We start from the raw sequence: 18,782 nt of genomic DNA on the forward strand, positions 1-18,782 counted from the left end.
GGTTAGAGTTGCCCATGCAAGACACAAAACTGGCCGACGTCGTCAAGGCTTACTGCGGCGCTTACGTGGCCGAGGACCGGGCCCTCGCCGAGGCGCTCCTGGCCGACGATTTCACGTTCACGAGCCCCAACGACCACGGCATCGACAAGGCGACCTATTTCGAGCGCTGCTGGCCCAACGGCGACAGCCGCCACCAGCAGCAGGTCGAGAGCATCATCGTCGACGGCGATCGCGCCTGCGTCACCTACACCTGCGAAACGGCGGAAGGGAAGTCCTTCCGCAACGCGGAGTTCATCACCTTCCGCGGCGAGCGCATCGCCAGCGTCAACGTCTATTTCGGCCCGGCCTACGAGGACGGCACGCCGCTGTAGACCGCCTGCAGGGATTGCGACAGCCAGACGCGCTCCTGCTGGCCGCGTTGCGCGACGCCCCGCGCCGCTATCGGCTCCCGCCCTTGCCCGATGGCATCGAAGCGGCGTCGGCATCCGCCCCTGAAGCCGCCCTTGCCTTTGCCGTTGAAGGCGCGCGGAAGGCCAGGCACCATCGTGCACCGCCGCCGGCCGGCCTGCGGGATCTCTTCACCCGCAGCCTGGCCACGCTGATCCGCGCGTCCCTCGCGGCAGACGGCGGGGACCCGTCGTTCCAGGCGCTGGCGCTGCGCACCCGCGATGCCGATGTCGGCGAATACGTGCGGCTCGCCCGGCAGGCGCCGGTCGACCGGCGCGCCGTGCGGGCGGCAACCGATGCGTTCGCGCATCCGGGCAAGCTGCGCGCGATGGCAGCGGGACCGCTGCGCGATGCGCTGGGGCGCGTGCACGAACTCGCGGCGGCCGGCGAATGGGCGGTCCTTGCCGGCGAGCTGCGGCAACTGGCGATGGATCCCCGCGAGGGCGATCAGCTGCAGGCCGCATCTGGCGTGCTGCTCGCCAGCCCCGCGCTCGCGCGGCTGCATCGGCTCGACGAATTGCTGCAACGCGAAGCCGTGCGGCGCTACCTCGACTTGTGCGGCCAGCACGGTCCGGCCGCCGGCAGCGATGCCGCCTCCGCGCAAGGGCGCGCGTCGGCACGCACGGGCGAGGCGGGCGAGCAGGCGACGGTGCAGGCATTCCGCGGCATTGCGCAGTTGCTGGAGCACAGCGGGGGCGATCCGGGCGGCATGCACGTCGTGCGCGGCCTTCGCACGCCGCGCGGGTTCCCGGGTGCGGCGGACAAGGCGAAGGAAGAGTGGGACGCCGCCATCGTTCGCAGCGACGGCGGCGGCGCAGCCGACATCCTGCTGCTGGCCGAGGTCAAGGCATCGCCTGCGGCCGCCACGCCCGACTTCTCGCGCCTGCACCGCGGCCTGCAGCGGCTGGCGCACGCGAGCGGCGAGCGCAGCTACGTGTTCCCCTCGGCCGACGGCGAGGTGCATGTCTCCGGCGGGTCGCTGCGCCGGCTGCAGCCCGAGGGCCGCGCCCTGCCCGCACACGTCATCTATTGCTGTTCGGCACCGCCTGAAGTGCAGCCGCCGTTGCTGGGCGCCGCGAGCAAGGCGGTGCTGCTGGCGGAACCGGCCAGCCTGGCGTTCGCCGGCCAGCTGGCGCGCCGCGGCTCGCCGCCGGACGCCGTGCTGGCGCCGGTGTGGGACGCCCTGACGACGGCGCCGCGCCTGCGCTCCGCGCTGCACCAGGACGAAACCTCGCGCGCCGTGCGCGAAGCGATGCTGCATCCAGCCGACCTGCTCGCGGCCGTGGCCGCGCAGGTCGAGGGGCCCTCGGCGTAAGGCGTATCAGGCCGTGGGCTGCAGCGCCCGCTGCGTCACCGTGATCGCGAAGTCCGGGCAGATGTAGATGCAGTTGAGGCAGCCGATGCAGCGCTCGCTGCGGTCGGCGACGGCGGGCTGGTAGCCCGCCGCGTTGAACTGGTCCGACCGCGAGAACACGCCCAGTTCGCAGACCTCGGCGCAATAGCCGCAGTCCTTGCAGACGGCGGGATTCACTTCCACTGCGTAGTCGCGCAGGTCGCACGACAGGCAACGCGTGGCTTCGGCGGCGGTCGCAGCGGGGTCGTAGGCCTGCTCCACCAGGTCGAAGCCGCGCAGCCGCAGCTCGGACCCGATGATCCGCCATTGCTGCCGCGGCGTCCCGCGCGCCGACGCGATGGGCGCCGCCGCGGGATCCGCGGCCGCCGGCCGGTCGATCGCGCCGTCACCGCCGAGGAAGCTGTCCATGGCCGCGGCCGCCCGTCGTCCCTGCGCGATGGCCTCGATGATCGATGCCGGGCCGAGCACCGAGTCGCCCGCCGCGAAGACGCCGCCGATGTCCGTGGCCAGCGTGGCCGGGTCCACTTGCGCCGCGCCCGCCGACGCACCGGGCACCGGCAGTTCCACGGACTGTCCTACCGCGACGATGACCGTGTCGGCGGCGATCGCGTATTCGCTGCCGGCCAGCGGCACGGGTTGCGCGCGCCCGCTCGCGTCCGCGGCCCCCAGCGCCATCCGCACGCAGATCACCTGGCCCGCCGCGATGCGGACGGGTGCGCACAGGTAGTCGATCGCCACGCCTTCCTCGAGCGCGGCGGCGACCTCCTCCGCGGAGGCCGGCATCTGGGCCGCGCCGCGCCGATAGAGCTGCGTCACCTGCGCGCCCAGCCGCCGGCTGACCCGCGCCGCGTCGAGCGCCGTGTTGCCGCCGCCGACGACCACCACCCGCTGCCCGAGGCGCGGTGCGGCGCCGGCTTTCACGCGGCGCAGGAACGAGAGTCCGTCCAGCACGTGCGGTGAGTCCTCGCCCTGGATGCCCATCCGTGCCGAACGCCATGCGCCGGTCGCGATCAGCACGGCATCGAATCCCTGCTGCAGCAAGGCCTGCGCGGACGCGATGCGAACGCCGGTGCGCAGCTTCACGCCGGCCTGGACGATGCGGACGATCTCGGCATCCACCGCTTCGTCGGGCAGGCGGAATGCCGGAATGCCGAAGCGCAACATGCCGCCGGCTCGTTCCAGCGCCTCGAACACCGTGACGGCGTGGCCCTGCAGCGCCAGGTACCAGGCCGCCGTCAGGCCGGCCGGCCCCGAGCCGATGACGGCCGCCGTCCTGCCGCTGGCGGGCCGAGCCTCGGCCAGCGCCAGCGACTCGCCTTGTTCGGCGGCGGTCCGCTTGAGCATCCTGATCGCGACCGCATCGTCGAGCTGCCGCCGCCCGCACTTCGCCTCGCACGGATGGAAGCAGGCATGGCCGCAGACCAGCGGGAACGGGATGCGCTCGCGCACCACGGCCAGCGCTTCGGTGAAACGGCCGTCGCGCAGGTGCCGCACGTAGCGCGGCACGTCGACGCCCGCCGGGCATGCCTCCTGGCAAGGGGCCATCTTTGCTGCGAGTGCGTTCACGCTGCGACCCCCGCCTGCGCCATCAGCGCCGCTCCGGCCGCCAGCGCCTGGAGATTGACCTGGGCCGCCGGGGCGCCGAAGTGCCGCCGCACCGCCTCCTGCAGGCTGCCGGCGCTCACGACCGGCACGAGCGCGACCAGCGCGCCCAGCGCGAGGATGTTGACGCTGGCGGGCTGGCCCAGTTCGTTGGCCAGCCGCGTGAAGGCGGCGCCGTGGCACTGCGCCCCGCCTCGTTCGGCGGCCAGCGTGCTGTCGTACAGCAGCGGCACGCCCCTGGCTGCCCAGGCCTCGAATTTGCGCGCGGACTCCTCGGTCAGCGCCAGCACGACGTCGGGTGAGCGCACCTGCTGGAAGATGATCTCGTCGCGGTCGACGATCACTTCGGCCGTGGACAGGCCGCCGCGGCTGGCGATGCCGTACGACTGCGTCTGCACGACGTTCATGCCGTCGAGCATCGCGGCCTCGGCCAGCAGGATGGCCGACAGCACCAGCCCCTGGCCGCCCGAGCCGGCGAGGATCACTTCGCGGTGGCTGCGGGCGCGGCTCATGCCGGCCTCGCCTCGAGCCTGGCGGCGGCACGCTGCTGCACCTGCGCATAGCGTTCGACGAAGCCGGGCTCGTCGCGATCGACCAGCGTGCCCACCGGAAAGCGGTCCGCGCGCTCCGACGGCGGCAGCGCCCGGAACCGGTCCACCGGCATGGAGCGGTCGCGCAGCGAGTGCAGCATCGCCTGGGTCTGCCTCATGTCGTTGCGGCGGCCGAACTGCGTGGGACAGGGACTCATCACTTCCACCAGCGAGAAGCCCTTGCGGGTCAGTGCCTGCGTGATGCTCTGCTGCAGCTCCCAGCCATGCCAGGTGTTGGCCCGCGCGACGAAGTTGGCGCCAGCCGTTTCGGCCAGCGCGCAGATGTCGAATTCGCGCTCCGGGTTGCCATACGCGGTGGTACTGGTGATGCTGGTGGCCGGCGACGTCGCCGAGGCCTGGCCACCGGTCATGCCGTAGTTGAGGTTGTTGAGGACCAGCGCCGTCAGGTCGATGTTGCGTCGCGCCGCGTGGATGAAATGGTTGCCGCCGATCGTCACGCCGTCGCCGTCGCCCATCACCACGACGACGTGCAGCCGCGGATTGAAGGCCTTGATGCCGGTCGCGTACGCTAGGGCCCGCCCGTGCGTGGTGTGCAGCGCGTTGGTCACCAGGTAGTCGTCGAGCTTGCCGGTGCAGCCGATGCCGGTGACCACCACGGTGTCGGTCTTGCTCCAGCCCAGCTCCTCGAACGAACGCAGCATGGCGCCGAGCATGGTGCCTATGCCGCAACCGGCGCACCACATGTGCGGCAGCACGCCCGGTTTCAGGTAACCGTTGCCGGTCGGGTACGTCATGCCGTTGCCTCCACGGCGCCCGCGGGGCGCAGCATCGCGTCGAGGATGTCCTGCGGGGCGATGATGGTGCCGTTCCAGCGGGTGACGCCGCGCAGGTCGACGCCGTCGCCGACCACCTTGCGCACCTCGCCGGCGAGCTGGCCGCTGTAGTTCATCTCCGGCACGACGACGGTGCGCGCCCGGGCCGCCAGCGCGGCGACTTCGCGATCGGGGAAGGGCCAGATCGTCTGCAGCTGCAGCACGCCGGCCTTCACGCCGCGCGCGCGCGCCTCCAGCGCCGCCGCGCGGCCGGCGCGCGTGGTGGCGCCGTGCGTCACCAGCAGCACGTCCATGTCGTCGGTGTCGAAGGTCCTCGTCAGCACGATCTCGTCGCGATGGCGGGCGATCTTGTCGTGCAGCTGGGCCACGCGCCAGGTGGCGTTCGCCGGATCGTTGTTGCTGTAGCCGTCGCGCCCGTGCATGGAACTGGTGACGTGCGTCACGTATTCGCTGCCGTAGGCGGCCAGCGGTGCCACGCTGCCGATTTCGGCGGCGAACGGCAGATAGTCGGCCGGCGCCACCTGCGGCGCGCTGCGTTGGAGCAACGGCAACTCGCCCGCCGCCGGCAGCACGATGTTCTCGCGCGTGTGCGCCACCACTTCGTCCGGCATCAGGACCACCGGCACGCGGAAGCGCTCGGCGAAGTTGAAGGCCTGCACCGCCAGCGTGAAGCACTCGCGCACCGTGGCCGGGCACAGCGCGATCAGCGACTGGTCGCCGTGGCGGCCCCAGCGCACCTGCATGATGTCCGCCTGCGCCGGCTTGGTGGCCAGGCCCGTGCTGGGCCCGGCGCGCTGCACGTCGACCACCACGCACGGGACCTCGCCCATGATCGCCAGCCCGAGGTTCTCCTGCATGAGCGAGAAGCCCGGACCGCTGGTGGCGGTGAAGGCCTTGGCGCCAGCCAGCGAGGCGCCGATCACGGCGGCGATCGAGCCGAGTTCGTCCTCCATCTGGATGAACACGCCGCCGAGCGCGGGCAGGCGCAGCGCGCACAGTTCGGCGATCTCGGACGAAGGGGTGATCGGATAGCCGGCATAAAACCTCGCGCCGGCGTACAGTGCGCCTTCCGCGATGGCCTCGTTGCCCTGCATCAACTTCCTGTGTGTGCCCACCAGCTGCGTCCGTCCAGGCTGCCGAAGTCCAGATCATCGCGGGATGCGCCCGGCCCGTCGCCCACAATCGCGCCGGTATTTGACCCACGTCAGGTGCGGCACGCCGCTTGCCTCTTCGCAAACGAGTCCCAGCCGACCCACTCCGCCACGACTGCCATGACCGACACCCTCCTGTGGGCGCTCAGCGCCATCCTGATCCTGCTGGGCCTGGCGGGCATCGTGCTGCCGGCCCTGCCGGGCACCTTCCTCGTGCTCGCCGGCATCGTGCTCGGCGCCTGGATCGACGACTTCACCCGCGTCGGCTGGATCGCCCTGGCGGCCGTGGCCGTGCTGGCGGTGCTGGCCTGGGCCATGGACTACGTCGCGGCCATGCTCGGCGCGAAACGCGCGGGCGCCAGCCGGCAGGCCATCATCGGCGCGGCCCTCGGTACCGTCGCCGGCATCTTCATGGGCCTGATCGGGGTGCTCTTCATGCCGCTGGTCGGCGCCGCGGCCGGCGAATTCATGGCGCGCCGCAGCCACAGCGGCGCGGTGCGGGTCGGCATCGCGACCTGGCTGGGCCTGCTGGCCGGCATGCTGGCGAAGTTCGTGCTGGCCTTCATGATGATCGGCATCTACATCGTGGCTCTGCTGTTTTAGGCAAGCCAGAACGGGAAACTGTCCTACGCGGGTGCCCGGCGGCAGCAGGGATGCTGTGCCTTTGCTTCGCACAGGAGAACGCCATGGCCCCCAAGGAACGCCCGGAAAGCGCCGACGGCTCCGACGAGCAGCCCGAGGAGCATGTGACGCCGGTACCCGACGAAGACGGACCGCATGACGTCCCCGACGAGCAGGTGATCGAAAAGACGATGCCGTCCACGCCGCTGCGAAGCGGGGGCAGCGGACCGGCCTGAGCGCGCCGCCGCACCGCGTCAGGGCGCGGCCGCGCGCTCCCGGCCGAAGTTCAGCTCCACCTTGTTGCCGGCGGGGTCTGACAGAAAGAACTGCAGCTGCCCGCTGGCCGGCACCACCGCCTTCCTGAACGCGATGCCGCGCCCGCGCAGCAGCGCCTCGACGCCGGCACTGTCCTCGCACTGGAAGGCGACGTGGTCGAACGTGGTGGCGCCATGGGTCAGCCTGGTTTCATCCGCCCCCGCCTGGTACAGGTGGACGACCGGGCGGCCGCCGGCATAGAGCCAGTAGCCGAAGTGCGGAAAGGGCGGCCGCGGCCCGACCTCCAGCCCGACGAGGTCGCAATAGAAGTCCTTCAGCGCGTCGAGCGTGGCCCGGTCGGCCCGAAGGTTGATGTGGTCGAGCCCGCGTGTCGTCATGGCGCATCCTGCCTGCAGCGATGGCCGCATTGTGCGCAAACGCCGTGGACGGCGCACGCCAGGCCGGCAAACCCACGGCCTGTAGGACGGTTGCCCACCGACCCGTAGGACGCAAGCGCAACCGGCCGATGCAATTGGCGGACGGCAATCCGGCCGTGCCTGTCCACGGTAGATTTCCGGTCCCGGTCCCGCCAGTAGTGCAGGCCGCTCGCCGAGGAGCAAACATGAGCCAACGTCCGGACCACCTGCAAGCCGGCCGCCAGCTGCTGGAACTGCAGCTGGCCATGATGAAGGGCGCGATGACGCTGATGGCCGACAGCGCGCAAAGGTTCGTCGAGCTCAGTCTCGGCGCCGCCGCGTCGGTCCCGCGAGACGCTGCGGCGCGCCGGCAAGACCGCGCGGCACCCGCACCCACCCTGGCGGCACCACCCCGGCCGCGCCACGCGCCCCCGCCGTCGCGCACGGCCGATCGCCTCTCCGGCAAGGATTACGCGCTGCGGATGCAGGAAGACGTGGACTCGATCCTGCACGCATTCGCCATGGTGCCGGACGCTGCCGATCGCCTGATCCGCACGTCGGCGCTGCTGGCGGAAAAGCCCGACGGGGAAACGGCCACCCGCGGGCGCCGTCCGGCCAAGGCGGCCCCGGCGCGTCGCCACCGGCGTGAAGCCGGCGAGCACGCGCGCTAGTCGCCGCAACGGGACGCGGCTATCCGGGCCGCTTGTCCGACCACAGCTCCCCGCCGGTGGCCCAGTCATGGCGCTTGACGTCGAACAGCAGGACGTCGACCGACTCCGGCCTGGCTCCGAGCGTATCGACCACCGCCTGGGTGATCGCTTTCACGAGCGCTCGCTTCTGGTCGACGGTGCGCCCTTCCATGAGGTCGACGCGGATCGTGGGCATGGGATCTCCTTGAGACTTGTGAACGAAACCGGATGCGTTCCGGGGAAGGTGCGCATTGTGCGACAGCGCCGGCAGTAACGCGGGGGACTGCCGCCGCCGCACGGTCGTGCGAAGCTTCGCCGCGTCCGAATACACCGCCTGGAGTGCACCATGAGCGAAACCAAAGCCGCGTCCCGCGACACCGGCACCGCCGACCTGCTGGCGACGTTGCAGGACGGCATCCTCACCCTCACGCTGAACCGGCCGCAGGCACGCAACGCGATGTCGCGTGCGATGAACGAGTCGCTGGCCCAGCAGCTCGCGCAGGCCGAGCTCGATCCCGAGGTGAGATGCATCGTGCTGACCGGCGCCGGCAACGCCTTCTGCGCCGGCGGCGACGTGAAGGGCATGGCCGCGGCGGGCGACGGCACGGTCGGTGCGATGACGATCGACCAGGCGATCCACCGCCAGCGCCTGAACCAGCGCGGCACCGCCGGCCGCCTGTTCAAGATGCCCAAGCCGACCATCGCCGCGCTGCCCGGCCCGGCCGCCGGCGCCGGGCTGTCGCTGGCGCTGGCATGCGACCTGCGCCTGATGGCCGGCACGGCGTTCCTCACGACGGCCTTCGCGCGCGTGGGCTTCTCCGGCGACTACGGCGGCACCTACTTCCTCACGCAGCTGGTGGGCTCGGCCAAGGCGCGCGAGCTGTACTTCCTGTCCGGCCGGATCGCCGCCGACGAGGCGCTGCGCCTGGGCCTCGTCAACTGGGTCTGCCCGGCCGAAGAACTGGCCGCCCGGACCCGCGAGATCGCGCTGCGGCTGGCGACCGGTCCGACGGTGGCCTACCGGTACATGAAGGAAAACCTGAACCGCGCGCTGGCGGGCGACGTGGACGACTGCCTCGACCTGGAGGCGACGCATCACATCCACTGCGGCCAGACCGAAGACCACCGGGAGGCGGCCCGCGCCTTCGTGGAAAAGCGCGAGCCGGTGTTCAAGGGGCGGTGAACGGGGGCCTGCCCCCCGGCCCGTAGATCGACGGACAGGCGGCCGCCGGATCGCGGGCCGGCCAAGGCCCGCGTTCGACCTGATGGAAGAAGTCGTCGAGCAACCGGTTGAACATCACCGGCTCCTCGAGGTTGATCGCGTGGCCGCTGCGGGGAAACACCGCCAGGGCGGCCTTTGGAATCGTGCGCTTCAGCAGCAGTGAGGGCTCCAGGCAGGCCTCGTCCTCGTCGCCCGTCGCGACCAGCACCGGCACGTCGATCGCCGCGATCGCGTCGGTCAGGTCGTACAGGCTCGGACGGCGCGCCTGGTATCCCAGCAGCGTGTTGGCCGAACCTTCCGCGGAGTGCTCCGCGAGTTGCGCGATCGCCTCGGCGAAGCCGCGCGGATCCTTGTTGCGGAACTGCACCCGCGCCGGGCCGTGGCCATAGGTCGCGGCGAGGTGCGCCATCCCTTTGCCGCGGATGCTGGCCGCCAGCGCACGGCTGTCGGCCTGCGCCTGGGCATAGGCCGCCGGATGCGCGCCGGTGCCGCATCCGGCCACGGTCAGCGACAGCGCGCGCGGCGGGGCGCCCCTGGCGCAGTAGCGCATCCCGAAGTGCAAGGTGGCGAACGCGCCCATCGACAGCCCCACGACGTGCGCCGCCGGCAGGTCCAGCGCGTCCAGCACCGACCGCAGGTCCTCGCGCCAACGCTCCTGCGAGTAGCGCTCGATGCCTTCCGGAACTTCCGACGGCAGGTAGCCCCGGGCGCAGTAGGTGATGCAGCGGTAGCGCCGCGAGAAATGCCTCACCTGCGGTTCCCAGCTGCGGTGGTCGCCGGCGAATTCGTGAACGAAGACGATCGGCGTTCCGGCGCCCGTGTCCTCGTAGTACAGCTTGACGCCGTCGTCGGTCGTGAGCGTGGCCATGGATCTGTCGCCTTTCCGCGTTGCTGACGGCGTCCATTGTGCGCGGGTTGCCGCGCCAGGCCGCCTACCTGCCCTGCTGCAGGATCCGCGCCAGCTGCTTTGCCTCGTCGAGGCTTTCCAGGATCTTGTTGGTGTACATCTCCTGGGGCGCCGGCTTCTTCGGGATCTCCTCGCTGAACACCTCGATGGTGTCCTTCCACCTGGCGTCGGTCATCCAGCCGAAGCGCTCGCCGTATTCCGGCGACCTGTAGATGTCGTAGATGATCCCGAGCTTGCGGGTCTCCAGCTTGAGGTCGCGGTCGGGCGAGACCTTGATCACTTCGGCGACCGCCTCCTGCATGTGGTCCTTGGTCCAGATCAGGCTCTTGAGCGTGGCGCGCAGGAAGCGCTTGACCAGGTCCGGGTTGGACTTGAGCAGCTGCTCGCTGGTATAGATCACGGTGCCGTAGTTGTTCAAGCCGAAGTTCTTCAGCGGCATGACGTTGACCGGGAAACCCTTGTCCTCCAGCGTCAGCGCCTGGCCGTAGCTGAATCCGTAGATCGCGTCGATCTGCCCGGCGGCGAGCATCTGGACCTCGGAGCCGCGGGCGACGTTCACGTACTCGATGTCCTTGCGGGTCAGGCCCCCGGATTTCAGCAAGGGATCGAGCTGCGCCCGGACGTTGGCCTGGAACCAGCTGAGCTTCTTGCCCTTCAGCTGTTTCGGTTCGGCAATGCCGCTCTTCTTCAGCGTGATCACGGCCACCGGCGTGTCGGGCTGGTCGATCATGATCGCCACGATCGGCACGCCCGAGGCCTTCGCCTTCACGAAGCTGTCGATGTTGGCGACGCCGAAGTGCTCGCGGCCGCTGGCGATGAACACCTCGTTCTGCTGTCCGCCGGAGGGCGGACGGATCTCCAGCTCGATGCCTTCCTTGGCGTAGATGCCTTGCGCCTTGCCGCCGAAATACTGGGCGTGCATGCCCCATGGCGTGAAGTTGATGCGCATGATGACGTTGTCCGCGGCGCTGGCGGGACCCGCGCCGAAGAGGCTGCCGGTCAGCAGCAGGGACCCCGCCGCCAGGACGCGCCGGCGTGCGGCCGATGTGGGAACCGTGGTCATGATTTGTCTCCTTGTCGATGTGCGAGGCTTCGGCGCGGCATCATTTCGCCGGCACCACCGGCAGCAGCACGTACGGCCGGCTCTCCGCGGAAAAATGCAGGGTGTAGCGGCCGCCGAAGACCGCGGGCGGCCGGTCGGTGGGATCGGTATGGGTGAACGGGCCCACGCCGTAGAACCTGCGCGTCGGCGCGAACGGCAGCGTCACGTACGTCCCGTCGTACTCGTAGTCCTTGCCGCGCACGTTCAGCGCGAAACGGTAACCGGCGGGAATGACGATCGACGTGGGCCAGATCTCCACGTCGAGTTCCACCGGCTGGTTCGGCTTGAGCGGCTGCAATTCGTCGTGCGTATGCCAGGGCCGGTATGGCAGGCTCCTGGCCGGATCGAGCTTGCGGTGCGACGCCCGCAGCCAGCCCAGGGCCACCGGCGTGCGCGGATCGTTCGATCCGATGAACGACACCTCCTTGCCCTGCGGGTCGTACACGCGCAGCGCGAGGAAGACGTCCGCGTCGTTGGTCTCGGACGACAGGAACAGCCTGGCGGCGATCGGACCCGTGATCTCGAGCTCCTCCTTCAGCGGCGCCGACGTGAACGTCAGCCCGTCGCTCATCGCGTCGTAGCTCAGGCCGATCTCCTGCTGCGGTACCCTGGTGCCCAGCGATCCGTTGGCGGGGTCGAGGTAGAACCTGGTCCACTGCGTGCGCGCGAGCGGCCATTCCGACTCGTCGCGCAGGACGAACTTCTCGCCGGGATGCCGCACGTTCAGCTGCACCGGCGGCTGCCGCTCCCACCCCGTGTCCTCGCCCTTGAGGAAATGGCCGAAGAATCGCTTCTGCAGCGCCATCCCGTAGTTGGAATAGAAATGCGAGAAGTGCGTGTCGCCGTGCACCTCCAGCCACTTGTCCCGGCTGCCGCCGCGCAGGTAGCCCTCGAAGTTTCCCCTCGGGTGCAGGCCCACGCCGCCCCAGTTCGCCGCCGACAGGAACGGCACCTTGATGTCCTCGAGCACCGGCGTGCGCGCCCGGTACCAGTCGTCGATCAGGTGGCGCTCGCGCAGCTCCTTCGGCGTATCGGCCCGGTTCTTCGCCAGCTCCTCCTCCGGCAGCGTCTCGAAACCGGCGATGGGATCGCCCGTCACCTGGCTGCGGGCACCGCGTTCGCCCACGCCGTACTGCACGCTCTGCACCTGGCGCAGGTACCAGCCGTCGACGAATTCACTGAGGATGCCGCCGTGACGCGCCATCTCGCGATACACGTCGGAAGCGCCTTCCCAGGCGCAGAACGCCGCCAGGTGCGGCGGGTTCAGCGCGGCGGCCAGCCAGGCGTTCATCGCGTAGTAGGAGATCCCGTTCAGGCCCACCTTGCCGTTGCACCAGGGCTGGGCGGCCGCCCACTCGATGCACTGGTACATGTCCCTGGTTTCGCGGGGCGAGTAGATGTCGACGTAGCCGGGCGAGTGCCCGGTGCCGCGCGAGTCGATGCGCAGGCAGACGTAGCCGTCCGGCACCCATTTCTCGGGATCCACCAGTTCCCAGCTCTGGTACTTGTTGGAGCTGCCCTCGGCCACCTCGGGCCAGGCTTCGATCATCCGGGTCCAGGCGGTCTTGTAGCCTTCCTGGAAGGCGAGTCCCTTGCCGTAGGGACCGTAGGTCATGATGACCGGGTACTTCCCTTCCTGGACCGGCGCCATGATGTCCGCGCGCAGGACCACACCGTCGTCCATCTCGATCGGCGCATTCCACTCGATCCTCATACCGTCCCGCAGTTCGACCTTGTGACCTTGGTTCATCGGATGTCTCTCAATCTGGTTTGGAAAATGCACGTGACGCGACCGCGGCCCCGGCGGCGCGGGTGATCAAACGGCCAGCGGCGACAAGTCGACCCAGCGCCGCTCGGCATGGCTGCGGTAGCAGGCGTCGACCAGCTGGATGCCCTTGGCGCCCTCGAGCAGCGGGGATGGAAAGGGCGAGCCCTCCGCAACGTGGCGCAGGAAGAGCTCCCAGCCGGCGCGGTACGAGTTGCGGTACGCATCGACGTCGGGCACTTCCTGCCATTGGTCGTCGAAGTCTTCCCGGCGCTCGGCCTCGATGTTCCACTGCGGCTTCGGCGTGGTCGCCAGCGACTGCACCCAGCAACGATGCAGCCCGCACACGGCGGAGCCCAGCGTTCCATCGACCTGGATCGTGAGCATGTCGTCGCGCCGCACGCGGGTGGCCCACGACGACGTGACCTGCACCAGCGTGCCACCTGCCAGCTCGAACGTGGCGGCGACGTTGTCCTCGACGTCGACCCGGTAGCGCTCTCCGCGCTCGTCGCGGCGCTGCGGCACGTCGGTGGTGACGCGGCAGGACACGGAGGCAATCGGGCCGATCAGGTGGTCGACGATGTAGCGCCAGTGCGGGAACATGTCCAGCACCAGGCCGCCGCCGTCCGCCTTGCGGTAATTCCAGCTCGAACGCTGCGCCGACGTGAGCTCGCCGTCGAAGATCCACCAGCCGAAATCGAGCCGGGCCGACAGGATCTTGCCGAGAAAGCCGGAGTCGCGCACCCGGCCCAGCTTGACCAGCCCCGGCAGGAACAGCTTGTCCTGCACCACGCCGTGCCGCACGCCGGCGCGTTCGGCGGCGCGCACCAGCGCCAGCGCGTCCTCCAGCGTTCCGGCGATCGGCTTTTCCAGATAGACGTGCTTGCCGGCCGCGATCGCGGCCCGGGCGCGCTCGGGACGGCCGGCGGTCGCGCTGACGTCGAAGTAGATGCTGTTGGCCGCGTCGGCGAGGCAGGCGTTGCGGTCCGTGCTCCAGGCCAGGCCATGGGCCGTGGCCAGCGCCGAGAGCTTGTCGGCATTGCGGCCCAGCAGCAGCGGCTCGGGCACCAGCCGGGTGCCGTTGCGAAGCGGCAGGCCCCCTTCCCGGCGGATGTCCAGCAGCGCACGCAGGTGCTGGTTGCCGCCCAGCCGGCCGGTGGCGCCCTCGATGACGATGTTGATCGTTTCGGTGGCCATGGCGTCAGTCCCCGTTCAGCGGGTAGGCGACGAAGGCGTGCTCGCAGGGCGGACCGTCGGCTACGTGCATCAGCCGCTCCTCGAGGTCGATGAGCACGGCGCCGGCGGTCATGGTGCGCCGCGCGGCCGCCTGGCGCGGGTCCGGATGGCGGCACAGCGCGTTGGGATGGCCGAAATGGTCGCTCATCGCGGCGGTCATCACCGCCATGTCGATGGCGTTGCCGCCGCGCTCCAGCAGGCGCCGCATGCGGGCGGCGCGGAACAAGGTGTGCGGCCCGACCTTCTCCATCTGCGACTCGCCGTGGCCGGCGCCGATGAAGTGGTTGGAATGCGTGACGATGCCGTCCGTGGGATACAGGTACGTGACGTGGTCGGGGCTGGTCTCCAGGTCGATGATCTCGCCTCCCGCCGCCCCGACGACGAAGTTGCCGGAGCAGGTGCGGCGGGTCTCCACCACCGGCCGCAGCGCGTCGTCGTAGCGGTCCGCGTCCAGCACTTCGCGGCAGCGCATGTGGAACGGCTTCTGGTACGGGTTGCGGCTGTCGTGGCTTGACGCGAGGCCGTTTTCCACGAGGCCGATGCCGCATTCGTTGACGCCCATCTTGCCGCCGACGATCCCGGCCTCGGTGAGGCACACCAGGCTGGGCCTGGACTTGCGCCGGATGCGCAGCACGAGGGTGCGGCGGTGCACGCCCTCCAGCCAGTCCCAGTTCTGTCCCAGCCAGTGGTGGCCGTTGGCCGAGCGCTCCGACAGGATGCCGAATGTGGTGCAGCCGCTGGCCTCGCCCGCGGCCTGGTCCTTCGAACGGGCGTCCTTGCCGTACAGCAGGAAGGCGATCTCGTAGCGCGCGTTCAGCAGCGCGATCGCGTCTTCGCCCTGGCCGCTGCCGGCGGCGATGCCGCGCATCTCCTCGACGTACTCGGCGTTCTGCCGCTCCATGGCGCGCAGCCAGTTGCGCGCCTCGTCCAGGGCGGCGCCGCGCGCCAGGCCCGAGGCCTCGAAGCGCGACAGGTAGGTCTCGAGGTTGGCCTGCACGTCGGCGGCATAAACCTTGCCGTGCAACAACCCGCGCTCGAACGCGTCTTCGCCCACCGTCAGGCTGGGCATGCGGTTCCTGGTCGTCATGCGGTCTCCACCTCCCGCGCCGCCGCGGCCGTCCCGTGCAGCGCGCCGATGACGTCGCGCGATTCCACGATCCAGCCGAGCGCCGCCTCGATCACCTTCAGGGCCGCCTCGTGGTACTCCGGGCCGTTCATGCTGGCGCAGACGTCCTTCATCAGCACCACGCGCAGGTCGCGGTTGAAGGCGTCGAAGCAGCTGCACAGGACGCAGTTGTTGGTGTTGACGCCGCCGATGACGAGCGTGTCGACGCGCAGGTTGCGCAGCAGCAGCTCCAGGTCGGTGTTGTCGAACGGGCTGTAGCGGTGCTTGAACACGGTGAAGTCGCCCGGCCGCGGCGCGAGCGGCGCGACCACCTCGGTCACGGGCGCGCCCTCGACCGCGAGCGACTTGCGCTGCTTGCCCAGCCCCGGCACCGCCTTGCGGTGCTGCGCCATCCAGAACGGGCTCTTGTTGTCGACGATCTCGCCGGTGCGCGGGTCCTGCCGGTGGTGGGTGCGCACGTAGATGACCGGCAGCCCGGCGGCGGCGAACGCCTCGCGCACGCCGACCGCGCGCTCGATGATCGCCTTCGCCGCGGACTCCTCGACCAGCATGTGGCCGATCGAGTGGTCCAGGTGCGAACGGTTCATGTCGACCAGCAGCAGTGCGCTGCGTGGCAGCCACGACGCGTCGAAGTCCTGCGCAGCGTCGCTCATGCCATCACCTTGTACAGATCGCGGTTGATTTCCCCCACCAGCCGGATGAAACCGTCCGACAGCCTGGTTTCATGGGTGCGGGGACGCGGCAGGTCCACGTCGTAGACCTTGTGGATGCGTCCCGGGCGGGCCGTCATCAGCACCACCCGGTCGGACAGGAGCACGGCCTCGGACAGCGAGTGGGTCACGAAGACCACGGTCTTGCGATAGTGCTGCCAGATCCGCATCAGCTCGAACGCCATGCGGTCGCGCGTGATCTCGTCCAGCGCGGCGAACGGCTCGTCCATCAGCAGGATCGCCGGGTCGAGCACCAGCGCGCGGGCGAGCGCGGCGCGCTGCTGCATGCCGCCGGACAGCTGGTGCGGCAGCTTCCTCTCGAAGCCCTTGAGGCCCACCACTTCCAGCAGGGCGCCCACGTCCTGCCGCTTCGCGCCGCCGCCCTTGGCCGCGACCAGGTCCTCCAGCAGGCGCACGTTGCTCTCGATGTCGAGCCACGGCATGAGGTTGGCCTGCTGGAACACCAGGCCGATGCGGCCGGCGCGGCGCAGCACGTCCGGTCCCGTGTCGCCGATGCGCACGTGGCCGCGGGTGGGCGGCATCAGGTCGGCCAGCACTTTCAGCAGCGTGCTCTTGCCGCACCCCGACGGGCCCACCAGCGACACGAACGAGCCTTGCGGAATCTCCAGGCTCACCGGCGCCAGCGCATGGACCGGCTCGCCGGAGCCCACGCCGTAGGTCACCTCGACCCCGCCGATGGAAATGCCGGTGCCCGGCAGCGGCGCCGCGCGGGCCGGCGCCGCTTCTGCAGTCATGGTGCTCATCGCGTCCCTTACTTCGCCGGTGTCTTGATCTTGGCCGCCAGCGTCTTCGCCTCGTCGAGGCTGTCGATGATGGCGTTGGTGTACATCTCCTTCGGGCTCGGCGGCTTCGGCAGGTCACCCGACGCTGCGAGGATGTCGATGGAGGACTGCCACTTGGCGTCGGTCATCCTGCCGAAGCGCTCGCTGTAGTCCGGCACGTTGTAGAGGTCGTAGATCATCCGCAGCTTGCGCGACTCGAGCTTCAGGTCGCGGTCGGGCGAGACCTTCACGATCTCCTGCATCGCCGTCTCAACGTTGTCGTGGGCCCAGATCAGGCTCTTCATGGTGGCCCGCACGAAGCGCTTGACCAGGTCGGGGTTCGACTTGAGCAGCGCATCGTTGGTGTAGATGACGGTGCCGTAGAACTTGACGCCGTAATCGCGCACCGGCATCACGTTGACCGGGAAGCCGCGCATCTCCAGCGTCAGCGCCTGGCCGAACGAATAGCCGAAGAGGCCGTCGACCTGTCCCGCGGCGAGCATCTGGACTTCGGAGCCGCGCGCGACGTTCACCAGCTCCACGTCCTTGCGGGTCAGGCCGCCCTTGGCGAGCACCGGGTCCAGCATCCCGACCACGTTGGCGGGAAACCATGCGATCCTGGCGCCCTTGAGCTTGTCCGGCCCTGTGATGCCGGTCTTCTTCAGGGAGATCACCGCGAACGGGTTGTCCGGCTGGTCGGCCATCACGGCAACGATCGGGATCCCGGAGCCGCGCGCCTTGACGAAGGCGTCGGCATTGGTGACGCCGAACTGCTCGCGGCCGCTGCCGATGAACACCTCGTTCTGCTGGCCGCTCGACGGCGGGCGGATCTCCAGCTCGATTCCCTCCTGCGCATAGAAGCCCTGCGCCCTGCCGCCGAAGTACTGCGCGTGCATCCCCCATGGCGTGAAATTGATGCGCATGATCACCTTGTCCGCGGCACTGGCCGTGCTCACGGCCGCGAACGAGAGGCACAAGGCGGTGGCGGCGTGCAGCAGGTGCCGCAGTGATGATTGGCCGGTTCTGGTCATGGTCGCTCCTGGGTTGGGAATCCGTGCATTGGTGCGGTCACGCTGCCTCGGGGGCGAAGTGGGGCGTGCCGCCTTGTCTCCGTAGAGCGGCGTCCGGTGCGTGCCGCCGCTCATGCATCTGTGGTCGCGCGGCCCGTGGCCGCGCCGCCGTCATATCTGCGACGTGGAGTCGTTGATCCCCGTGCGCCAGGAAATCCTGCGTTCGAGCCACGACATCACGTTGAAGAACGTCGTGCCGATGATCGCCAGCGCGATGATCGCGGCGAACGAGCGCGCCGTATTGAAGTTGAAGCTGCCGGACAGCACCAGGTAGCCCAGCCCGTTCGAGGCCGCCAGCCATTCGGCGACGATGGCGCCGAGCACGGCCAGGGTGGTGCCGATGCGCAGGCCGGCGAAGATGTACGGCACGGCGTAGGGCAGGCGCAGCTTCAGCAGCATCTGGCGTTCGGTGGCGTCGACGGAACGGAAGACGTCGGCCAGGCCGCGGTCGACCTCCTTGAAGCCGGCCATCGTGTTGATCACGATCGGGAAGAACGCGATCGACATCACCACCAGGATCTTGGAGCCGATCCCCGCGCCGACCCACACCAGGATCAGCGGCGCGATCGCGATCTTCGGCACGCTCTGCAGGCCGACGAAGATCGGCATGATCAGCCGTTCGACCAGCGGGAATCGGATCATCACCGCCGAGATCGCCAGCGCAAAAGCCACGGCCGCGGCGTAGCCGGTCAGGATCGCCCAGATGGTGGCGATCGAATGCATCTGGATCAGCGCCCATTCGTCGATGGCGAGCCGCACGATCTCGCTCGGCGTCGGCAGCAGGAACCGCGGCACGTCGAAAAAGCGCACGGCGGCTTCCCACACGATGACGAGGACCACGATCAGCAGGAGCGAACTCCAGCGTTCGAGGAATCGTCCCATCGACTGGCCGCCGCCCGCCAGGGGCAGCGGCTGCGCCTTTTCGAGAGCCTTCATCTTCTTG

General features: G+C 69.7%; 21 protein-coding genes. 6 read left to right on the plus strand and 15 right to left on the minus strand.

Annotated features, from left to right (window positions below; translation table 11 throughout):
- The first annotated feature begins 14 nt into the window (after positions 1-14).
- Both RAMLITH_RS21885 and RAMLITH_RS21890 read left to right on the plus strand, forming a co-directional pair.
- On the plus strand, positions 15-371 hold the full coding sequence (locus tag RAMLITH_RS21885; RefSeq protein ID WP_168109566.1) for a nuclear transport factor 2 family protein: 357 nt from the start codon (positions 15-17) through the stop codon (positions 369-371).
- Between the two features lie 14 nt (positions 372-385).
- The gene (locus tag RAMLITH_RS21890; protein ID WP_238344319.1) at positions 386-1,762 is read left to right on the plus strand and encodes a hypothetical protein; all 1,377 of its coding nucleotides are present in this window, start codon (positions 386-388) and stop codon (positions 1,760-1,762) included.
- Positions 1,763-1,768: 6 nt separating this feature from the next.
- On the opposite strand, the gene RAMLITH_RS21895 is transcribed toward RAMLITH_RS21890, so the two are convergent.
- Genes RAMLITH_RS21895 through RAMLITH_RS21910 form a run of 4 tightly spaced genes read right to left on the minus strand, consistent with a single transcriptional unit; the run spans position 1,769 to position 5,881 of the window.
- On the minus strand, positions 1,769-3,367 hold the full coding sequence (locus RAMLITH_RS21895) for an FAD-dependent oxidoreductase (protein ID WP_168109567.1): 1,599 nt from the start codon (positions 3,365-3,367) through the stop codon (positions 1,769-1,771).
- Entirely contained in the window at positions 3,364-3,915 is a 552-nt protein-coding gene (locus tag RAMLITH_RS21900) for a 2-oxoacid:acceptor oxidoreductase family protein (RefSeq protein ID WP_168109568.1), read from the minus strand. The genes RAMLITH_RS21895 and RAMLITH_RS21900 overlap by 4 nt, the downstream gene beginning before the upstream one ends.
- A complete protein-coding gene (locus RAMLITH_RS21905) occupies positions 3,912-4,748 on the minus strand; it encodes a thiamine pyrophosphate-dependent enzyme (protein WP_168109569.1) in 837 nt (278 codons plus the stop codon). Before RAMLITH_RS21905 ends, RAMLITH_RS21900 begins: the two co-directional genes overlap by 4 nt.
- Entirely contained in the window at positions 4,745-5,881 is a 1,137-nt protein-coding gene (locus RAMLITH_RS21910) for a 2-oxoacid:acceptor oxidoreductase subunit alpha (protein WP_168109570.1), read from the minus strand. Before RAMLITH_RS21910 ends, RAMLITH_RS21905 begins: the two co-directional genes overlap by 4 nt.
- Before the next feature lie 177 nt (positions 5,882-6,058).
- Here RAMLITH_RS21910 and RAMLITH_RS21915 point away from each other — a divergent pair, with 177 nt between their 5' ends.
- A complete protein-coding gene (locus RAMLITH_RS21915) occupies positions 6,059-6,541 on the plus strand; it encodes a DUF456 domain-containing protein (RefSeq protein WP_168109571.1) in 483 nt (160 codons plus the stop codon).
- A gap of 83 nt (positions 6,542-6,624) precedes the next feature.
- Positions 6,625-6,795, plus strand: a complete 171-nt coding sequence (locus RAMLITH_RS21920; protein ID WP_168109572.1) for a hypothetical protein — start codon at positions 6,625-6,627, stop codon at positions 6,793-6,795.
- 18 nt (positions 6,796-6,813) lie between these two features.
- Here RAMLITH_RS21920 and RAMLITH_RS21925 read toward each other — a convergent pair whose 3' ends face one another.
- Entirely contained in the window at positions 6,814-7,212 is a 399-nt protein-coding gene (locus tag RAMLITH_RS21925) for a VOC family protein (RefSeq protein ID WP_168109573.1), read from the minus strand.
- 224 nt (positions 7,213-7,436) lie between these two features.
- Between RAMLITH_RS21925 and RAMLITH_RS21930 the strand changes: the two genes are divergently transcribed.
- On the plus strand, positions 7,437-7,901 hold the full coding sequence (locus RAMLITH_RS21930; protein WP_168109574.1) for a hypothetical protein: 465 nt from the start codon (positions 7,437-7,439) through the stop codon (positions 7,899-7,901).
- A gap of 19 nt (positions 7,902-7,920) precedes the next feature.
- Here RAMLITH_RS21930 and RAMLITH_RS26145 read toward each other — a convergent pair whose 3' ends face one another.
- A complete protein-coding gene (locus tag RAMLITH_RS26145; RefSeq protein ID WP_337786193.1) occupies positions 7,921-8,250 on the minus strand; it encodes a 4-oxalocrotonate tautomerase in 330 nt (109 codons plus the stop codon).
- Between the two features lie 15 nt (positions 8,251-8,265).
- Between RAMLITH_RS26145 and RAMLITH_RS21940 the strand changes: the two genes are divergently transcribed.
- A complete protein-coding gene (locus tag RAMLITH_RS21940; protein WP_168109576.1) occupies positions 8,266-9,102 on the plus strand; it encodes an enoyl-CoA hydratase in 837 nt (278 codons plus the stop codon).
- On the opposite strand, the gene RAMLITH_RS21945 is transcribed toward RAMLITH_RS21940, so the two are convergent.
- From RAMLITH_RS21945 to RAMLITH_RS21985, 9 genes are all read right to left on the minus strand, one after another.
- Complete coding sequence (locus RAMLITH_RS21945; RefSeq protein ID WP_168109577.1) at positions 9,089-10,009, minus strand: alpha/beta fold hydrolase; 921 nt, start codon at positions 10,007-10,009, stop codon at positions 9,089-9,091. The genes RAMLITH_RS21940 and RAMLITH_RS21945 overlap by 14 nt on opposite strands.
- A 64-nt stretch (positions 10,010-10,073) precedes the next feature.
- Positions 10,074-11,111: an ABC transporter substrate-binding protein gene (locus RAMLITH_RS21950; protein ID WP_168109578.1), complete on the minus strand. Its 1,038-nt coding sequence runs from the start codon at positions 11,109-11,111 to the stop codon at positions 10,074-10,076.
- Positions 11,112-11,151: 40 nt separating this feature from the next.
- Positions 11,152-12,900: a CocE/NonD family hydrolase gene (locus RAMLITH_RS21955; protein WP_168109579.1), complete on the minus strand. Its 1,749-nt coding sequence runs from the start codon at positions 12,898-12,900 to the stop codon at positions 11,152-11,154.
- 66 nt (positions 12,901-12,966) lie between these two features.
- Positions 12,967-14,112 carry a Gfo/Idh/MocA family protein gene (locus tag RAMLITH_RS21960; protein WP_168109580.1) on the minus strand — a complete coding sequence of 382 codons (1,146 nt, stop codon included), beginning with the start codon at positions 14,110-14,112 and terminating at the stop codon, positions 12,967-12,969.
- A 4-nt stretch (positions 14,113-14,116) separates the two neighbouring features.
- Positions 14,117-15,238: a C45 family autoproteolytic acyltransferase/hydrolase gene (locus RAMLITH_RS21965; protein ID WP_168109581.1), complete on the minus strand. Its 1,122-nt coding sequence runs from the start codon at positions 15,236-15,238 to the stop codon at positions 14,117-14,119.
- Positions 15,235-15,930 carry a cysteine hydrolase family protein gene (locus tag RAMLITH_RS21970; protein WP_168109582.1) on the minus strand — a complete coding sequence of 232 codons (696 nt, stop codon included), beginning with the start codon at positions 15,928-15,930 and terminating at the stop codon, positions 15,235-15,237. Before RAMLITH_RS21970 ends, RAMLITH_RS21965 begins: the two co-directional genes overlap by 4 nt.
- Positions 15,927-16,742, minus strand: a complete 816-nt coding sequence (locus RAMLITH_RS21975) for an ABC transporter ATP-binding protein (RefSeq protein WP_168109583.1) — start codon at positions 16,740-16,742, stop codon at positions 15,927-15,929. The genes RAMLITH_RS21970 and RAMLITH_RS21975 overlap by 4 nt, the downstream gene beginning before the upstream one ends.
- A 17-nt stretch (positions 16,743-16,759) precedes the next feature.
- A complete protein-coding gene (locus RAMLITH_RS21980; RefSeq protein ID WP_168109584.1) occupies positions 16,760-17,800 on the minus strand; it encodes an ABC transporter substrate-binding protein in 1,041 nt (346 codons plus the stop codon).
- 150 nt (positions 17,801-17,950) lie between these two features.
- Positions 17,951-18,775, minus strand: coding sequence for an ABC transporter permease (locus tag RAMLITH_RS21985; RefSeq protein ID WP_168109585.1), 825 nt, complete (start codon positions 18,773-18,775; stop codon positions 17,951-17,953).
- Positions 18,776-18,782 lie beyond the last annotated feature (7 nt).

The organism is Ramlibacter lithotrophicus (genome assembly GCF_012184415.1).
GTDB lineage: Bacteria > Pseudomonadota > Gammaproteobacteria > Burkholderiales > Burkholderiaceae_C > Ramlibacter > Ramlibacter lithotrophicus.